This is a genomic window from Telluria sp. RB2R28, from assembly GCF_059685835.1.
Genome location: NZ_JCASIK010000002.1, coordinates 380,816 through 397,736, shown reverse-complemented (window position 1 = coordinate 397,736; position 16,921 = coordinate 380,816). Strand labels below are relative to the sequence as shown.

Below are 16,921 nucleotides of genomic sequence, written 5' to 3'. Positions count from 1 at the left end.
ATACAACGGCGATATACTCCCGCATTGCTTTTTTCATCCAGGGTGTTGTCTTGTTCAAATCGATTTTCCTGCCTGTCGCCCTCCTGGGCGCCGCGACCGCCGCCTTTGCCGACGAAGGCCAGTGGCAACCGCACCAGCTGCCGCAGCTCTCGTCCGAACTGAAACGCATCGGCATCACGATGCCGGCCGCGAAGCTGGCCGACCTGAGCAAGCATCCGATGAGCGCCATGGTGTCGCTCGGTGGCTGCTCGGCTTCGTTCGTCTCGCCCGATGGCCTGGTGGTCACGAACCACCACTGCGCCTACGGTGCGATCCAGCGCAATTCGACCCCGGAGCAGAACTACATCGTCAATGGCTTCCTGGCCAAGACCCGCGCCGAAGAACTGCCGGGCGGCCCGAACACGCTGATCTACGTGACCGAAAAGGTCGAGAACGTCACCAGGCGCGTGCTGGATGGTTTGAGCCCCACGCTGTCGGGCAGCGAGCGCCATGCGCTGGTGGCCGCGCGCGTGAAGGCCTTGATCGCCGAATGCGAGACCGACAAATCGACGCGCTGCTCGGTGCCGGCGTTTCACCGCGGCCTGGAGTATTACCGCATCAAGCAGCTGATGATCCGTGACGTGCGTCTGGTGCACGCGCCGTCCGACCGCATCGGCAACTTCGGCGGCGACATCGACAACTACGAGTGGCCGCGCCAGACGGGCGATTACTCGTTCCTGCGCGCCTACGTCGGCAAGGACGGCCGTCCGGCCGACCCGTCGCCGGACAACGTGCCATACCGCTCGAAGGACTTCCTGGTGGTGTCGGCCGAAGGCCTGAAGAATGGCGATCCGATCCTGCTGGCCGGCTACCCGGGCCGCACCAGCCGCTACAAGCTGCCAAGCGAGATCCGCTTCGCACGCGACGTCGATTTCCCGGCCAAGGCAGCCACGATCACGGCCGACCTGGCCATCATCGCTGCTGCAACCAAGGACAATCCGGCCTGGGACGTGCGTTATGCGAGCGTGGCCAAGAGCCTGAACAACGTGCTGAAAAAGACGCAGGGCCTGATGGACGGCTTCGCGCGCAAGGACATCGCCGCCATCAAGGACGTGCAGGACGCCGAGTTCCGCACCTGGCAGCAAAGCCACGCCGGCGCCAACAAGAACCTGCTGACCGAACTGGATGCCGTGATCGCCCGCGACATGGCCCTGCAACGCCAGGAAGCTGCCTGGAATGAGGCGACCCACAGCGACCTGCTCAAGAGCGCGCGCACGCTGTACCGCCTGGCCCTCGAACGCCAGAAGCCGGATGCGCAGCGCGAAGGCGGCTACCAGGAACGCGACCTGTCGTTCATCAAGGCGCGCCTGACGCGGCTCGAGCAATCGTTCGTGCCGAGCGTGGACGAAGCGCGCTACAAGGCCGCGTTGGCCCGCTATGCACGCATCGACGGCGCCGTGCGCCCGCAGGGCCTCGATGCACTGCTGCCGACCGAAGCGGCGCTGCCGGCAATGTACCGCAGCAGCGAGCTGGCCGATACCGCCAAACGCCTGGCCTGGATCGGCAAGGACCCGCAGGCGTTCCGCGCGTCGAACGACCCGTTCATCGCTCTGGCCGTGCGCCTGCACGACGCCGGCATGGCGCTGGAAAACGGGCGTAACGAGATCGACGGCAACCTCGAACGCGTGATCCCGCAATACATGGCGGCCGTGATCGCGTTCAAGACATCGCAGGGCAAGCCGGTCTACCCGGACGCCAACTCGACGCTGCGCGTGACCTACGGCACGGTGTCGCCGTACTCACCGCGCGATGGCCTGCTGAAAGGGCCGTTCACGACCGTCGAAGGCATTCTTGAAAAAGAAACCGACAAGGATCCGTTCATCGTTCCGGCCGCGCTCAAGCAAGCCATCCAGGGCAAGCGCTACGGCGTGTTCAAGGACAAGGCACTGGGCACCGTGCCGGTCAACTTCCTGTCGAGCGCCGACACCACGGGCGGCAATTCGGGTTCGGCCGTCATGAACGGGCGGGGCGAGCTGGTGGGCCTGAACTTCGATTCGACCTATGAATCGATCACCAAGGACTGGTACTTCGACACCGCCATCACGCGCGCGATCCACGTGGATATCCGCTACATGCTGTGGGTGATGAAGGAGGTCGACCATGCCGACAACCTGCTCAAGGAAATGACGATCAAGTATCCGAAGAAGTAAGCCGGCGACGTCCGCATGAACGAACCCCTTGTCCTCGCCGGCCTGGTGACGTCGCCACTCGAACTGATCTCGTTCCTGCTGGCCGTCACCACCGTCGTGCTCAACATCCGCCAGAAACACTGGGCCTGGCTGTTCTCGATCGCGTCCTCGGCCACCTACGCGGTGGTGTTCTTCGATGCGCGGCTGTATGGCGACATGGGGCTGCAGTTCGTGTTCATCATCGCGTCGGTCTGGGGCTGGAGCATGTGGCTGCGCGGCGCCGGCAATGGGCCGCTGGTCGTCAAACGCCTCAATCCCGGCACCCGCGCCTGGGTGCTGGTTGCCTGGTTCGCCGGCTTCGTGGTGCTCTCGACCTTTCTTGATCATTTCACCGACACCGACGTGCCGCACGCCGATGGCTTCCTCACCGCCGGCAGCCTGATGGGGCAACTGCTCCTGGCGCGCAAGAAGCTCGAGAACTGGCATATCTGGATCGCGGTCGACATCCTGTATGTCGGCCTGTATGTCTACAAGGGCCTGATGCTCACGGCCGTGCTGTATGGCGTGTTCGTGCTGCTGGCCATTGCCGGGCTGCGCGCCTGGGCGGCGCATGTGGAGCAGCGGGCATGAAGATGCCGGTTGCCGGTGTTGACGGAGTAGCCCGGATTGCGATCCTGGGCGCGGAATCGTCGGGCAAGTCCACCTTGTCCGAAGCGCTGGCGCGCCGCTACAGCACAGTCTGGGTGCCCGAATACTTGCGCGAATTCGTCGACGTCCATGCGCGCGTGCCGCGTGAGGAAGACCAGTTCGGCATCGCGCGCACGCAACTGGCGCGCGAGGACGCGGCCGCCCGCGTCGCCCAGCGCTACCTGTTCTGCGATACGACCGCGCTGATGACGGCAGTCTACAGCCGCGTGTACTGGGACCGTGTGGATGCGCAACTGGCGCAGCTCGCCGCGGATCACGCCTACGCCATCACGCTGGTGACGGCGCCCGATGGTCCGTGGGAGCCCGATGGCTTGCAGCGTGAATCGGAGGAGGTGCGCCAGATGGTGCACCGGCTGCTGCTCGAGACGCTCGACACGCGCGGCATCCCGTACACCTTGCTGGCAGGGGACCTGCCGCAACGTTTGCGGCAGGTGGAGCAGCTGCTCGGGCCACCGTAAGCGAGATCGTCGGCAGGCTTGCCACGACGTTTGATCACCATCATGTGCTTGTCTCGCGCTGCGCCGATAGGACAGAGACTGGCAGGGTGACGGTAAATAGTTTCATGGCGGCGTCATTTTGTTTCTTTGTGGCATTACAATATGCCACTTTCTGAACATGGGGCGGGACGCGATGAAAAATTGGATTGGTCGCTTGCTGGGCGGCGCCGAGAAGGAAACCGCCGCGCCAGCACCGGTCAGCGCAACGCTGACGTTCGACGACGGTCAAGCCATGGCGACCGAGGTCCAGGCCACGTATTACCGCTGGTTGACGGGCACCAGCCGCTGCACGGCGTCCCCCGAACAAGAGGCGCAGATCTTGCGCGAAGTGCGCTCGCTGGCCGCTGATCCCGTCTGCGCATCCGGCCTGGTGCCACGCATCCCTGAACTCATTGCGCAGCTTCTAACTTCGCTGTCGGACGAGAACATCTCGACCGGCGCGCTGTCGGCCCAGGTGGGACGCGACCTGGTGCTGGTCGCTGAAGTCATCCGCGAAGCGAACAGCGCCTATTACCGCCCGGTGACGCCGATTGAAACGCTGGAAGGTGCCGTCACCATGCTGGGCCTGAACGGCCTGCGCATGCTGCTCGCACGCATCGCGTTCCGCCCGCTGCTGCGTGTGACGGTGCAGGGCGTGGCGCGCCAGGTCGCGCCGATCGTCTGGAAGCATGCCGAACGCTGCGCATTCGCCGCCAGTGTGATGGCGCCGGGGCTGTCGGCCGGCGTGTTCGAAGCCTACCTGTCGGGCTTGATGCAGAACCTCGGCTTGCAGGTGGCGTTTCAGGTGGCCGACCGCATCTGCGAGGGCAAGGTGCCAGGGTCCGGCGAATTCGGTATCGCGTTCTTTGCCGCCAGCCGCGAGCTGTCATCGGTGATTGCCAGCCACTGGGATTTTCCGCCGGATGTGGTCAAGGCGATCGCGCATGCGCACGAGCCGGAGGGGTCACATCCGGCGCAGGCGCTGGCACTTGGGGACCGGATTGCGACGCTGCGCTTGCTGCTGGACGCTGGTGTGATCGGTGATGATGATCCGCTGGTGATGCAGGGGTTGAATGGGTTTGAGCGGCGGTGTCTGGGCAAGTTGCTGGAGTTGTCGGAATAAGTCCTGGTCCAGTTCAGGCGTGCAGCAGGAGGGCGCTGCGTTCCTGTCAAGTTTCTGTTCTGCCTCATCAGAAATTCACCCGTTATCTTGGGAACGATACGTCCCGTGATCAGGAAAATATGTGGTGCCGGATCGACACGCCCTCGTGATTTCTCTTCCTAACCAAGAGTTCGCTCAATAGTCGGCACGGCGGTATTCCCAGTGCATGGACAGTCAAATACCTCAAAGTTACGATCTCTTCCTTCTAGCCGACAAGAAGTTGACAGATCCTGCGCTCCTCATCGCAGCGACTTGACATGGCGGTGACGACCTCAATTCAGAGATGGAGGTTACCCAAGCATGGACGGTCCGCACCCATCCCAGTCTCTTCGCCAGGCACTGATTGCCCAGCACAACCGACTTCTCAAACTCACCACGATTCTCGGTGATGACATGATGCTGCCGCAGCGTGTGATGGGACATGACAGATTGGGTCGCAGCTATGAGTACGTGGTCGACACGGTCTCAGTGCGCAGCGATATCGAGCTAAAAAAGCTCATCGCGCAGCCAGTCACGCTGTGGATCCAGCAGGCGGACCGGTCGTATCTGCCAATCAGTGGTTATGTCCATACCGTCAAACGATTGGGAAGCGACGGCGAACTCACTTTTTGCCAACTGACGTTCGCGCCCTGGCTGCACTTTCTGAGATTCCGCCGCGATGCCCGGTTATGGCAAGAGAAGCCCGCCGACGACATCCTGGCCAGTGTCTTTGCCGCTCACCCGCAGGCCCGGGGGCATTTTCGTTTCGAGATCAGAACACCGGTATTGCGCCGTTCATATTGCACCCAGTATGAAACGGACTGGCACTTTGTACACCGCTTGATGGAAGAAGAAGGCTGGTACGGTCATCACGAACATAAAAGTGATGGCTCCGGCCATATCCTCGTGATCACCGATTCGCCCTATCAGTTGGATCCATTGGCGCAGAAGCGCGTTTTTTTTCATGGTGCCGCGACAGACGATGAAGCACACAAGATCGTGCATTGGAGCGCGAGTCGCTGTTTGACGTCGGCCCGGCTTACGACTCAATCGGACAATTACAAGTCCCCCAATTCTTCGATGCGCACCGAAAGTTGGGTGTTTCCGGAGCATGGCGACCTCCCAAGCCAGCTGGAAATTTACGAATACACGGGTGCTTATTCATTTTCAAAACATGATCAAGGCGTGTGGCGAGCGCGGGTTCGTATTGAGCAGTGGGAGTCGAGCATGAAACGCTTCTACGGCGTTTCGTCCACGCGTTCGATGCAGGTGGGTCGCTGGTTCATACTGGAAGACCATCCAGTTCACCGGTACGATACGGACGAAGATCGGGAGTTCATGATCATTGCGGTTGATTGGTGCATTGAGAATAACTTGCCGTTATCGAACCGGGTGCGCGAGTTTCCCGGTAGTCTCGCAGCGCAGGTCGAGGCATTCAAGGAGTCCATTGGGCGCGATGTCCAGAATGGACCAGCCAATAGCCCAAGCGCTACGCGTAGGGCGCAAACAGGCCATTGCTTCAATCGTTTCGAAGTCCAGCGCCGTAAAATTCCCTTTCGAAGCCCGTTCGAGCATCCGAAGCCGACGCTCCACCCGCAGACCGCAGTCGTGGTCGGGCCGGAAGGTGAGGAAATTTTTACCGACCAGCTCAACCGCGTGAAAGTCCGGATGCGCTGGGATCGGATCAATCCCAGCAATGAAAGAGCCTCATGCTGGGTACGTGTCAGCTACCCAAACGCGGGTCAGCATTGGGGTGCACTGAATGTGCCGCGCATTGGACAGGAGGTCATCGTCACCTTCCTGAACGGTGACGCAGACCGCCCCGTTATCACTGGTCGCCTATACAACGACCTCCAGGCACCGCAGTGGCATTCAAATGGCAGGCTGTCGGGTTTCAAGTCCAAGGAATTCGAGGGTAGCGGTTTCAATCAGCTTGTAATGGATGACACGAACTCTCAAAACCGGGTGCATTTGTATAGCACCAATACCCATGCACAGCTCAATCTCGGTTACCTAGTAAGTCAAAGCGGCAACGAACGCCGACGCTTTTTTGGGGCCGGTTTTGCTCTGAGTACCGATGATTACGGCGCAATCGTCACGCACAAAGGTCTGTATATCAGCACGTATGGTCGCCCCGGTGCGCAAGGTACCCAACTCGATGCGATCGAAGCGACAACCAGACTGAAGGCAGGCGCCTCGCTGACCAAAGCATTGTCTGACACTGCAAGCAAGGCAGGGGCCGACGCGTTGGTCGGGCAGGGCGCACTCAACCATTTTATTGAGGCAACGCAGGAGCGTTATCCGGTTCACGGGCAAGGCGACGCGAACCGGTTCAAGGAAGCGATATTGCTGGCCGCCTCCTCGGATGGACTTGGTCTCACGAGTGCAAAAGGCACGCACGTGCATGCTGGGGAAGAGGTGACGGTGTCGTCAGGCTTGGACACCAATATCGCCGTGGGCAGGAGCTTGCTTGCCAGTGTCGCAGAGAAGGTCAGTCTGTTCGCTGCAAACGCAGGCATCAAACTGTTTGCGGCGAAGGGCAAAGTCCAAGTCCAGGCCCAGAGCGACGATCTTGACATCATTGCGGAGAAAGTCCTGCGTCTGCTGTCAACCACGTCTCGCGTCGAGATTCATGCGAAAGATGAAGTGATGCTGTCTGCCGGTGGCTCGTCCATCAGAATCAATGCAAGTGGCGTCACTGAATCGACTTCCGGCACATCGACTGCACATGCATCGCTACACACCATGCTTGGGCCGGCAACGTCGAACTATGTGATGCCGCACGTGGAGAAGGCTGAAGTTGGAAAGACCGACTTGGAATTTCGGCATTTGACCGATTGGGGCGTACCCCTCGCTGGCGCCGCCTACAAGGCGACCTTGAGCGATGGAAGCACCCGCGAGGGCACACTCGATGCGATGGGCATTGCTCGTATCAGCGGCATGCCTGCAGGGGCGGCGGCGAAGATCGAGTACGACTATCGGCCGTTGGATGCCAGCTCGACTGTTTCTGTTGAACTCGATGACGATATAGATGAGTTGCTGAACTGGACAGCCGCAAATGCTAGCAAGAAGGGGGGCGCATGAATAAGCCAATCCCGAAGCCAGACGACGATTCGATTCTCCACGATGCTTGGGGCCGCGTTGTCGGCTGCATGACATGGCTGCAAGCGGTCCTCTACGGCGAGTTTGCCGATCATCGGCCACTGTCGGCCGTCATCGCAGACATGCTTCTCAGCTTTGCACCGGGGATAGTGATCGTCACCAGTGCACGTGATGCAGTGGCCATCGTCTTGCGACTGGCATGCCATCCTGAAAAACGCGAAGAGTTGATGGAGTGGGTACTGCTTTGCTCCTGCCTGATCGTGATTGCATTGCCGATAGCGATGGCAGCAGGCGGCGCACTAGCAGCAGGTGCTGGCGCCGCCGTCGGAGGAATCGTGGGCTCCGAGCTTGCTGCTGCCCTGCGTGCAGTCATGCTTTTGATGATCAGGAAGTCGTCGACGTTGGTTGAGCTTGTGCTGTTTTTGCAAAAGTTCATCAAAGGCGATGTGTTGAAACTTCTGCGTGCTGTGAAGTTTGTAACGTATGAAAAGGTTCTCCTTCAGGCACTGAATAAGATCATTGGCAAGCTTCGCGGCATTGTAGGCTCGCTTCGAGCGCATCTGGAAGGCCTTCGGTATTTTGATTCCGTCAAAGTCACGATTGCCAGATTAACGGAGTGGGAAGGCAGGTTCTACAGTCTCCAGCAGGATGCGCTACGGCAGATTCCGAGGGCGCTGGGCGAGCTCGATGCACGGTTGGCGAAGGTACTAACAGAAACCTCCCCAAAGGAAGCGCATACCATTGCATCCGGCGTTCAGGTGGAGAAGCAAGCTTTAACGGAGCCTCAACGTTATCGAGTTCATGATACGCCAGGCAAGATATTAGCGAAAGTCGACAATACAACCCCTGAGGCTGCCACTGCACTGCATCCGAATTCTGAACCCAAATCGTTGCTCAAGGGTAAGCCTAGCGCTGATTCTACTGCGCATGCCAGAAAAAATCCTGATCCAATCAAACCTCCTGAAGAAGGAGCGAATACCAAAAAGCAGGTTGCCGCTGATGCCGCCGCTGCAGCCGATCGTAAAAAAATTACCGAACTATCTGATGAGGCGCGCTCGGCAGAAAAAAGTGGTAATAAGGTACTGGCCGATGCAAAGATAAAACAAGCACGGGATATATTGGAGCCTTACTTGCCAAAGAATCCAGACGACAGTTGGGCTGAGGTGATCAAGCGGCTGGACGTGTCATCGCCAAAAGACCTTGCAGTTTTTTGGTCAGGTGATAACGCTGCAGCGAAAAGATTTGCGGAAAGCATCGGCGGAGTAACGTTGGAAACTACCGCAGGCGGACGAATAATAGATAATTGGCCCGCACTGGACAAGTACTCTTGGAGTGTTGACAATGGCGCACCTCCATATGCCCGTGACCTTTGGGCGGGAGTGTCAAGTGAATATGCGAAAGGTGCGATGGGTAGGATAAATGTGGTACAAACCACATATAAATTAACTGATAGTCGCACCTTATGGCACAATGTCGAAAAAAATATTTTGAAGACCAAGATGTTGTCAGGCGATATAAGCTCTATAAAAATACACGAAATAACCGATCAAGGAAAAATAAATATTTTGGACAGCGGTGTTATTAAATCTTTGTTGAATCTTAAGGGAACTGCTCCATTATGAATGCGAATCCAACTTCAGGATTGGAAAGGCTGTACAGGTTTTTTCAAAAAAAAGACTCTGAACGGTTGCATGGACTAGACGAAAGTTATTTTCTTGGTCTTGCCCCAATCGAAAAAATTCAGGCTTGGAATTTTATTTCAAACTCTTCTAGATTGTCAGACGAAAGAATAGGCGGATTATTTCTATTGGATCCAGATCGTGCCATTGAATTTTTTAAAAAGATTTGTTTAAGTCCTATCGAGGAATCTGATTTTCCGGCGGAGCGTAGGGCATTTGAACGGGCTCGCCTTGCGTTGTTGTATTATATAAATTTGGTTGAGCCAAGTGCCGAGTATATGAATAAAATGTGCAATTTCTCTTCAAGCAAATTCGAAGAAATCAGGATAATGTTTGCGACATCGGTGCCAGAAAAGGTGACTACCCCAGAGATCATCAGTGCGTTGAAAAGTATGATTTTTACTGAAACTGATGAGATGGCAGTAAGTTCTGCGGTTATGAAGTTTATGGCGATCTATGGAATGGAATTTGATGCTGACAACGAAGATTACAAGATAATTTATAATTCATTACTGGGTGGCGACGGAAGCGGAAAATTGGCTGCTATGAAACGGCTAGAGAAAATTAGTAATCCCAATTTTATTTAGCTATCGCTTGGATTTTCTGTCTGGATTTGGTTACATGACGCCGCTTTTCCCTGCTGCAGATTGAGGTGGTTTATGAGCCCGTATTCACTAAAAGAAGTGATGGTTGACCAAGATGTCTTTCAATATCCTTCGTTGCGATGCAAGCATTTTAACTGGTAATGGTGTCACGGGTCTTATACCAAGCTATTAGAGAAATATACGCCCGGCGTTGTATTAACTACGGTTATTTTAGAAACCGTAGTTAGGTATTCAATCAAATCAAAAATCAATCTGCGCCGACACCCTGAATGTCCTTGGCGCCCCTGGCAGCAAATACCCACCGAGCGACTGCGTCACATCGCGCCAGTAAAACTTGTCGAACGCATTGTCCATCCGTGCCCGGATGATCGCGTTCAACCCACCCGCGCGCAGCAGGTACGATGCGCCAAACCCGGCCACGTGGTACCCCGGCACCTTGACCCGGTTGGCCGGATCGAACACCTTGTTGCCCGAATACTGCCACTGCGCGTCCAGCTTGAGCCCAGCCACTTGCGGCACTTCGTACTCAATCCACGCAGACGTGCGCAGTTCCGGCACATTGGTTACGCGCTTGCCTTCAGTGCTGGCGTCGCCTGTGTCCTTCTGGTCCGTATCGAGCGCCATCAGCGACAGGTTGTAGTTCAGGCCGGGCAGGGCGCGGCCCTGGGCCGACAGCTCGACGCCGCGGTGCGTCTGCTCGCCCGCGCGCACGAAGACGTTGGCGGCATTCGTGTACTCAAGGCCCTGGGTGATTTCAAACACGGCGCCCGACAATGCCAGCTGCTCGTTCACATTGCGCTTGACGCCAAACTCGAACTGCTTCGAGCGGCTCGGCGAGAGCACCGTGTTCTGGTTGACCGTCTCCATCGGGGCGATGCCGCCGTATTGCAGGCCATGGCTGATCGAGCCGTAGACGCGCCAGTCCGGCGCCGGCGCATACACGAGCGCCACGTTCGGCAGTGCGAACGAGTCTTTCGATTTAACGCGTGCCTGGTCGATTTCTTCCAGCGCATCGAGCTTGAGCTGGACGTAGCGCACACCGGCGTGCAGCGTCCAGTCCGGTGACAGGGTCAGGATGTCCTGCACGAACAGCGAACGCTCTTCCGTCGCGCGGCGTTCCATCACCGGACCGGTCACGCGGCTGCTGTCCACCGGCGGCACGATCTGGTTCTGCCAGATATTGCTCGAGCCGACGTAGTCGTAGACGTATTCGCCGAAGCTGTCGTGGCGTTCGGCGTAAGCGCTGCCGATCGTCAACGCGTGGCGCACCGCGCCCGTGTCGAAGCGGCCCTGTAGCATCGCTTGCGCGCCCCATGGTGTCTTGCGCTCGCCGGTGCTCTGGAAGTCATACACGTCATAGTCGCCATTGGAGCAGTAGCCCGGATAGTAGCCGTCGCCCTCGTTGCTGCAGCCGTACGGGAACGCGGTGAAGTCGTCGCGCTTGAACCAGTGCTTGTTGGCGTTGACGGTCGCGGTCCAGGTGTCGCTGATGCGGTACTCGAAGCGCAGGCCAAGGTTGCTGCTGTCGGTGTCGACGGGGCGCGTCCATGGCTGGTCGTTGAGCAGCGTTTTCGCCGAGATCCCGGTGGGCAGGACTTCGTTGCGCAGCAGCTGGTAGCCGGGGGCGGTGACCTGCGCCTTGTGCTGGTGGTCGACGTCGATCTGGAACAGCGCATCGGGCGACATCTGCCAGTCGAAGGCGGCCGAGATGAACTGGCGCTCGCCGTCGGCGCCGCGCACATACGATTTCAGGTCTTCGGCAGCGGCATTGATGCGGTAGCCGAAACGGCGGTCGGCGAAGCGTCCGCCCAGGTCGACCGCGCCGTACACGGTGCCGCGTTCGCGCACTTCGACGGTGGCCGAGCGCAGCGGCGCATTGGTCGGGCGCTTGGTGACGAAGTTGAGCATGCCGCCGGGCGCCGCGACGCCGGCCTGAAGGCCCGCCAGGCCGCGCAGGACTTCGATGCGCTCCTTGTTCTCGAGCGGGATCTGCGTGTCGCCCGAGATCGCGATCATGTCCTTGCGGTAGCTGGTCGCGTTGTCCAGCGTGAAGCCGCGCACCGAGAATTGTTCGGCGTAGCCGATGGCATTGTAGGCGTCGCCGATCGAGGCATCGTAGCGGCTCGCATCGCTGACGCTGCGGATCGACAGGTCCTGCATCTGGCCCTGGCCGATCGAGGTAATCGACGCCGGCGCGTCGAGCAGCTGCGTTTCGGCGAAGCCGCCGACGCTGGCGCGGTCGAGCGCGATCCATTTGCTGCTGGTGACGACGACCGAGGGGATGGCGTCCTGCGCAAATGCAGCAGGCGTGACAACGAAGGCCTGCACGATGGCGCAGGCAAGGACTGGGTGCTTCAGAGTGAAGGTCATGGTGTGCTCGTGTTTGCGCGCCACGAAGGCGCGCCGCTTTGAAATCAAGCCGGAGCCAACGTGGGGGAAGGGCAAACGAACGGGAGGGCTGCTTTGCGCTTTCCTTCGCTGGCATTATCCAGATCAGGTACGAAGGGTATGTCTCACCCGGAACAACGTTCCAGGACCCCTAGCGAAGGCGCGAGTGTAGCACGGCGCTTGACCGCCGTGGTGAATCTGGCAAGCGTCGTGGCCGTGTCAGGCTTGTGCGATGGTGCGGGCGTTGGTGACGGCGGCGGGCGACGGGACCGACGCCATGCAGCGCAGCAGCGCGCTGTGGGCGGCTTCGGCAATCGCGCGCCATTGTTCGCGGCGCTGGGCGGCGCGCTTGCGGTGCTTCGATGGCATGTCGGCCAGTGGCTTGAGGTAGAACGGCAGCGTGATCTGGTAGTGGCGCGCATCGTATTCGGCGCCGCCGAGAATGCGCCAGAAGCCATCGTAGCCGCTCTCGAAGGTCGCGTGCTGGTCTGCTTGGTAGGCTGGATGCGCGGTGGCGCGCAGCGCGAGCACGCGGTCGATGCCCAGCGCCTGCGCCGCGCCCTGCAGGGCGGCAAACGCAAAGAAGCTGGGCGAGTTGTTCGGGAAGGCGCGTTCGAACGCATCGAAGGCCGGGCCGGCATTGCGCCACAGGCCGGCGTTGTGGGTCACCAGCGGCACGCTCGCCACCGGAAGCGCGAGCTGCGCACCGTCGGTCCAGGTCCAGGACAGGCGGTGCAACACTGCGTCATTGGCGAGCAGCGTCAAGGTCAACCCATTCTGCAAATCGTCGCGCTGCGCCGTGCGCAGTTGCAGCGCGAAGTGCCCATGCTCGCCATCGTGCTGCCACAGTATCAGGCCGGCGCTGCCATGCACCGCATCCCGGTACGTCCGGTTGAAGGTCGTCTCCTCGAAGCGGGCGTGGGAATCGAGGGACTGGTGCGCGCGCCAGTGGCGCAGGGCGTGCCAGCGTTGGGTCAATCGCGCGATGATCATGGGCGCTCCATTGGACAGAAAGTGATGGTCGAACTTTATTAAATTAGTTCCTCAGTGCAATTATGTTCCCGATTGCCAACGTGTGCTTGGAGAAAGTGTAATGATTCGTCAGGAACCAACAGGATTGGGGGCAGTCGCCCTGCTAACGAGGTTCATCCCCCTGGACGGCGTTGCTCAATAGCCACAATCGGTCCATGTCTGTGGCGCGCCACGCTTGTCGCGTCACGTTGACCGCCGCGAATACCCGCTTGCCATCGGGAGCAGGTCATAATGGCGGCACTTATTTATCAGCACGAAAGAACATCCATGACGCACAACCAGCCGCCAGAAGGCGCCCTCGCGCAGGGCCCTGTGACCGGGAAAGAATCTGTCGAAGATGGCGTGTCAGCAGCAAGCACCGCTGCGGACATGGCGCAGTCCCGCAGCATGCACCGCACGGCGTCCAGTCGCGTCGTCGGCCAGGCATCGCGCGCTGCGCCAGCCAGGACGGCCAAGGGCAAGGACAAGGACAGCACGGGCAGTCCGCAAAGGCCGAACGCCAGCCAGGTCTCGGCATGGAAGAAAGAAAACAAGGCCTCGATTGCAGAAACGGCCAAGCATTTCAACCTGCCGCCAACGATCGCCAAACGGTGGTGCGCCGTCGCCTGAAGACAGGCAAAGTCCGCATGGCCGGCGTACCGTGCTTCCCGGCCTTCCTGTTCGGTCTACCATGACTTTTCTCCATCAACAGGAAAAACAATCATGGTGCATCCCTACGAACTGTTTTACTGGCCGTCAATCCAGGGCCGCGGCGAATTCGTACGACTGGCGCTGGAAGAAGCGGGCGCCGATTACGTCGACGTGGCGCGCCGCGATGGCGGTGTCGATCTGCTGATGTCCGCGCTCGAAGTCGGCGACCATCCTTCCTTTGCCCCGCCATTCCTGAAAGCCGGTGAGCAGACCATCGGCCAGGTGGCCAACATCCTGCTGTACCTGGGCGAACAGCATGGCCTGGCGCCACGCACCGAACCTGGCCGGCTCTGGGTCCACCAGCTGCAATTGACGATCGCCGACCTGGTCACCGAGGCGCACGACACGCATCACCCGATCGCCTCGATGCTGTACTACGAAGACCAGAAACCCGAGGCCAAGCGCCGCGCGGCCGATTTTGTCGAGACGCGCATCCCCAAGTTCATGGCCTATTTTGCGCGGCTGCTGGCCAATCCCGAGCCGCGCGACTACCTGCTGGGCGAGCGCGTGAGTTACGCCGACCTGTCGCTGTTCCAGGTCATCGAAGGCTTGCGCTATGCATTCCCCAACGCGATGAAGAAGGTCGAGCAGGAGCATCCCGAGCTCACCGGCCTGCGCGACCGGGTGGCGGCGCGGCCGAAGATCGCGGCCTACCTGGCATCGCCGCGCCGCATTCCGTTCAACCAGGACGGCATCTTCCGCCGCTATCCCGAGCTGGACGCGTAAGCAGGTCAGTGCAGCGCGACCGTTGCGGTGGTCATGCCTCTCGCAGGCACGCCGTCGCGCCGGTCAAGCCACCCGGCCAGCGTCGTGAGCAGCAGGGCGCCCACGACCACCAGCGCGCCGATCCACGGCGTGGCCATCAGGCCGAGGTGCGCGACAATCAGGCCACCGCCCCAAGCGCCCAGCGCGATGCCGACATTGAAGGCAGCGATGTTCAAGCCGGACGCCACATCGACCGCCTGCGGCGCATCGCGTTCGGCGCGCCGCACCACATACACCTGCAGGCCCGGCACGTTACCGAAGGCGACTGCGCCCCAGGCCAGCACGGTGATCAGCACCAGCGGTTTGCTCGGTGCCGTAAAGGCCAGCACGAGCAGCACCAGCGCCAGCAGCGCAAACACGATCTGCAGCGCGCGCACCGGTCCTAGGCGATCGGCCAGCTTGCCGCCCCAGATATTCCCGGCCGCGACCGACACGCCATACACCAGCATCACGAGGCTGACGGTCGACGCGGCGAAGCCGGACACTTGCTGCAGGATCGGGGCCAGGTACGTGAAGGCGATGAAGCTGCCGCCGTAGCCAAGCGTCGTGATCGCATACACCAGCAGCAGGCGCGGCTTCTTCAGCACCGCCAGTTGCATCAACAGCGGCGCCGGCTTGCTGCCGGCGATATCGGACGGCACCAGGATGGCGCTGCCGATGACGGCAATCACGCCCAGCAGCGACACCGCGAGGAACGTCGCCTGCCAGCCGAAGTGCTGGCCGATGAAGGTCCCGAGCGGCACGCCAGTAACCAGCGCCACGGTCAGGCCGGTGAACATCAGCGCAATCGCGCTGGCGGCTTTTTCCTTCGGCACCAGGCTCGTGGCGATGGTGGAGCCGATCGAAAAGAACACGCCATGCGCCAGGCCCGTGAGCACGCGCGCGGCCATCAGCGCCGTGTAGTCCGGCGCCATCCAGGCCACCAGGTTCCCGATCGTAAACAGCACCATCAGGCCGAGCAGCAGCTGCTTGCGCGGCACGCGGCCCGTCATGGCCGTGAGCAGGGGCGCGCCGATGGCCACGCCCAGTGCGTACAGGCTGACCAGGAGGCCCGCCGAGGGTACCGACACCTGCAGGCTGGCGGCGATGGTGGGGATCAGGCCGACGATGACAAATTCGGTCGTCCCGATGGCAAAAGCGCTCAATGCGAGCGCCCAGAGTGCGAGTGGCATGGTGTTCTTTCTTAGAGATGGCAGGCGTGCAGTGTGCCGCCTTTGCCAGCCCGGAAAAACAGGTCCCGCTACAATGGACTTTTGATTCGGAGTCATCAATGATCGACGTGGATGCGCTGATTGTGTTTTCGGCAGTCATGGATGCAGGCTCGTTTTCACGGGCTGCCGAGCGTCTGGGACAGACGCCGTCGGGCGTCTCGCGCACTATCTCGCGCCTCGAGGGCAGCCTGGGCATGACGCTGATCCAGCGCACGACGCGGCGCCTGCAACTGACCGAGGAGGGCGCCTGGCTGCTGGGCCGGGCGCGGACCATCCTGGCCGACCTGGCCAACACCGAGGCCGAAGCGGCGGCGCGCCGTTCGCAGCCGGCGGGCCTGGTGCGCGTGAATGCCGCCACGCCGGCGCTGGGCCACCTGCTCGCGCCGCTGGTCGCCGAGTTTCTGGATGTGTATCCCCTGATCGCGCTGGAACTGGTCAGCGGCGAAACCTATGTCGACCTGATCGAAGAGCGGGCCGACCTGGCGATCCGTATCGGCGCGCTGCCCGATTCGACGCTCAATGCGCGGCGGCTGGGCGCGGCGCGGCTGCGGGTGCTGGCCTCACCTGCCTATCTCGAACGCCATGGCGCGCCGCTTGACACGGCGGCGTTGGCGGAGCATCGCACGTTGGGCTTCACGGCGCCGGCGTTATTGAATACCTGGCCGCTGCGCCATAGTGGCGGCGAAGGCTGGACGATCACGCCGCAGGTGGTGGCGTCGAGCGGCGAGACGCTGCGGCAGCTGGCGCTGCATGGCGCGGGGATTGCATCGCTGTCGGACTTTTTGACGCGCGCGGATGTCGCGGCGGGGCGGCTGGTGCCGGTGCTGGAGGAACACACCCTGCCTTGGACACAGCCCGTGTGGGCCGTGTTCTACAAGCAGGGTGCACTCGCGCCGCGGGTGGCGGCGCTGGTGGACTTCCTCGCCCACAGGCTGGGCGAGGTGCTGGATCGCTAA

At 60.5% G+C, this 16,921-nt stretch carries 13 protein-coding genes and 1 riboswitch; of the genes, 10 read left to right on the top strand and 3 right to left on the bottom strand.

The annotated features are described in order from the left end of the window. Nucleotides 1-50 precede the first annotated feature (50 nt). The 7 genes from AC56LV_RS09345 (at nucleotide 51) to AC56LV_RS09315 (ending at nucleotide 9,861) form a co-directional block, all read left to right on the top strand. Nucleotides 51-2,189 carry a S46 family peptidase gene (locus tag AC56LV_RS09345; RefSeq protein ID WP_499557106.1) on the top strand — a complete coding sequence of 713 codons (2,139 nt, stop codon included), beginning with the start codon at nucleotides 51-53 and terminating at the stop codon, nucleotides 2,187-2,189. 15 nt (nucleotides 2,190-2,204) lie between these two features. Beyond that, nucleotides 2,205-2,798 (top strand): nicotinamide riboside transporter PnuC, encoded by a 594-nt coding sequence (gene pnuC / locus AC56LV_RS09340; protein ID WP_499557104.1) that lies wholly within the window; start codon nucleotides 2,205-2,207, stop codon nucleotides 2,796-2,798. Next, nucleotides 2,795-3,334: an AAA family ATPase gene (locus AC56LV_RS09335; protein WP_499557102.1), complete on the top strand. Its 540-nt coding sequence runs from the start codon at nucleotides 2,795-2,797 to the stop codon at nucleotides 3,332-3,334. The genes pnuC and AC56LV_RS09335 overlap by 4 nt, the downstream gene beginning before the upstream one ends. A 172-nt stretch (nucleotides 3,335-3,506) precedes the next feature. After that, nucleotides 3,507-4,475, top strand: a complete 969-nt coding sequence (locus AC56LV_RS09330; RefSeq protein ID WP_499557100.1) for an HDOD domain-containing protein — start codon at nucleotides 3,507-3,509, stop codon at nucleotides 4,473-4,475. Nucleotides 4,476-4,814: 339 nt separating this feature from the next. Then, nucleotides 4,815-7,577 (top strand): type VI secretion system Vgr family protein, encoded by a 2,763-nt coding sequence (locus AC56LV_RS09325; RefSeq protein ID WP_499557098.1) that lies wholly within the window; start codon nucleotides 4,815-4,817, stop codon nucleotides 7,575-7,577. Next, nucleotides 7,574-9,217 (top strand): hypothetical protein, encoded by a 1,644-nt coding sequence (locus AC56LV_RS09320; protein WP_499557096.1) that lies wholly within the window; start codon nucleotides 7,574-7,576, stop codon nucleotides 9,215-9,217. The genes AC56LV_RS09325 and AC56LV_RS09320 overlap by 4 nt, the downstream gene beginning before the upstream one ends. Further along, complete coding sequence (locus tag AC56LV_RS09315; RefSeq protein ID WP_499557094.1) at nucleotides 9,214-9,861, top strand: hypothetical protein; 648 nt, start codon at nucleotides 9,214-9,216, stop codon at nucleotides 9,859-9,861. Before AC56LV_RS09320 ends, AC56LV_RS09315 begins: the two co-directional genes overlap by 4 nt. A gap of 258 nt (nucleotides 9,862-10,119) precedes the next feature. On the opposite strand, the gene AC56LV_RS09310 is transcribed toward AC56LV_RS09315, so the two are convergent. After that, on the bottom strand, nucleotides 10,120-12,249 hold the full coding sequence (locus AC56LV_RS09310; RefSeq protein ID WP_499557092.1) for a TonB-dependent siderophore receptor: 2,130 nt from the start codon (nucleotides 12,247-12,249) through the stop codon (nucleotides 10,120-10,122). 83 nt (nucleotides 12,250-12,332) lie between these two features. Then, nucleotides 12,333-12,430, bottom strand: a riboswitch (TPP riboswitch). 56 nt (nucleotides 12,431-12,486) lie between these two features. Further along, entirely contained in the window at nucleotides 12,487-13,260 is a 774-nt protein-coding gene (locus AC56LV_RS09305; RefSeq protein WP_499557090.1) for a DUF535 family protein, read from the bottom strand. Nucleotides 13,261-13,566: 306 nt separating this feature from the next. On the opposite strand from AC56LV_RS09305, the gene AC56LV_RS09300 reads away from it, so the two are divergent. Together AC56LV_RS09300 and AC56LV_RS09295 are read left to right on the top strand one after the other, a co-directional pair. Next, complete coding sequence (locus AC56LV_RS09300; RefSeq protein ID WP_499557088.1) at nucleotides 13,567-13,908, top strand: hypothetical protein; 342 nt, start codon at nucleotides 13,567-13,569, stop codon at nucleotides 13,906-13,908. Nucleotides 13,909-14,001: 93 nt separating this feature from the next. After that, entirely contained in the window at nucleotides 14,002-14,715 is a 714-nt protein-coding gene (locus AC56LV_RS09295) for a glutathione S-transferase (RefSeq protein WP_499557086.1), read from the top strand. Between the two features lie 5 nt (nucleotides 14,716-14,720). Here AC56LV_RS09295 and AC56LV_RS09290 read toward each other — a convergent pair whose 3' ends face one another. Beyond that, nucleotides 14,721-15,926 carry an MFS transporter gene (locus tag AC56LV_RS09290; RefSeq protein WP_499557084.1) on the bottom strand — a complete coding sequence of 402 codons (1,206 nt, stop codon included), beginning with the start codon at nucleotides 15,924-15,926 and terminating at the stop codon, nucleotides 14,721-14,723. Nucleotides 15,927-16,024: 98 nt separating this feature from the next. Between AC56LV_RS09290 and AC56LV_RS09285 the strand changes: the two genes are divergently transcribed. Further along, on the top strand, nucleotides 16,025-16,921 hold the full coding sequence (locus tag AC56LV_RS09285; RefSeq protein WP_499557083.1) for a LysR family transcriptional regulator: 897 nt from the start codon (nucleotides 16,025-16,027) through the stop codon (nucleotides 16,919-16,921).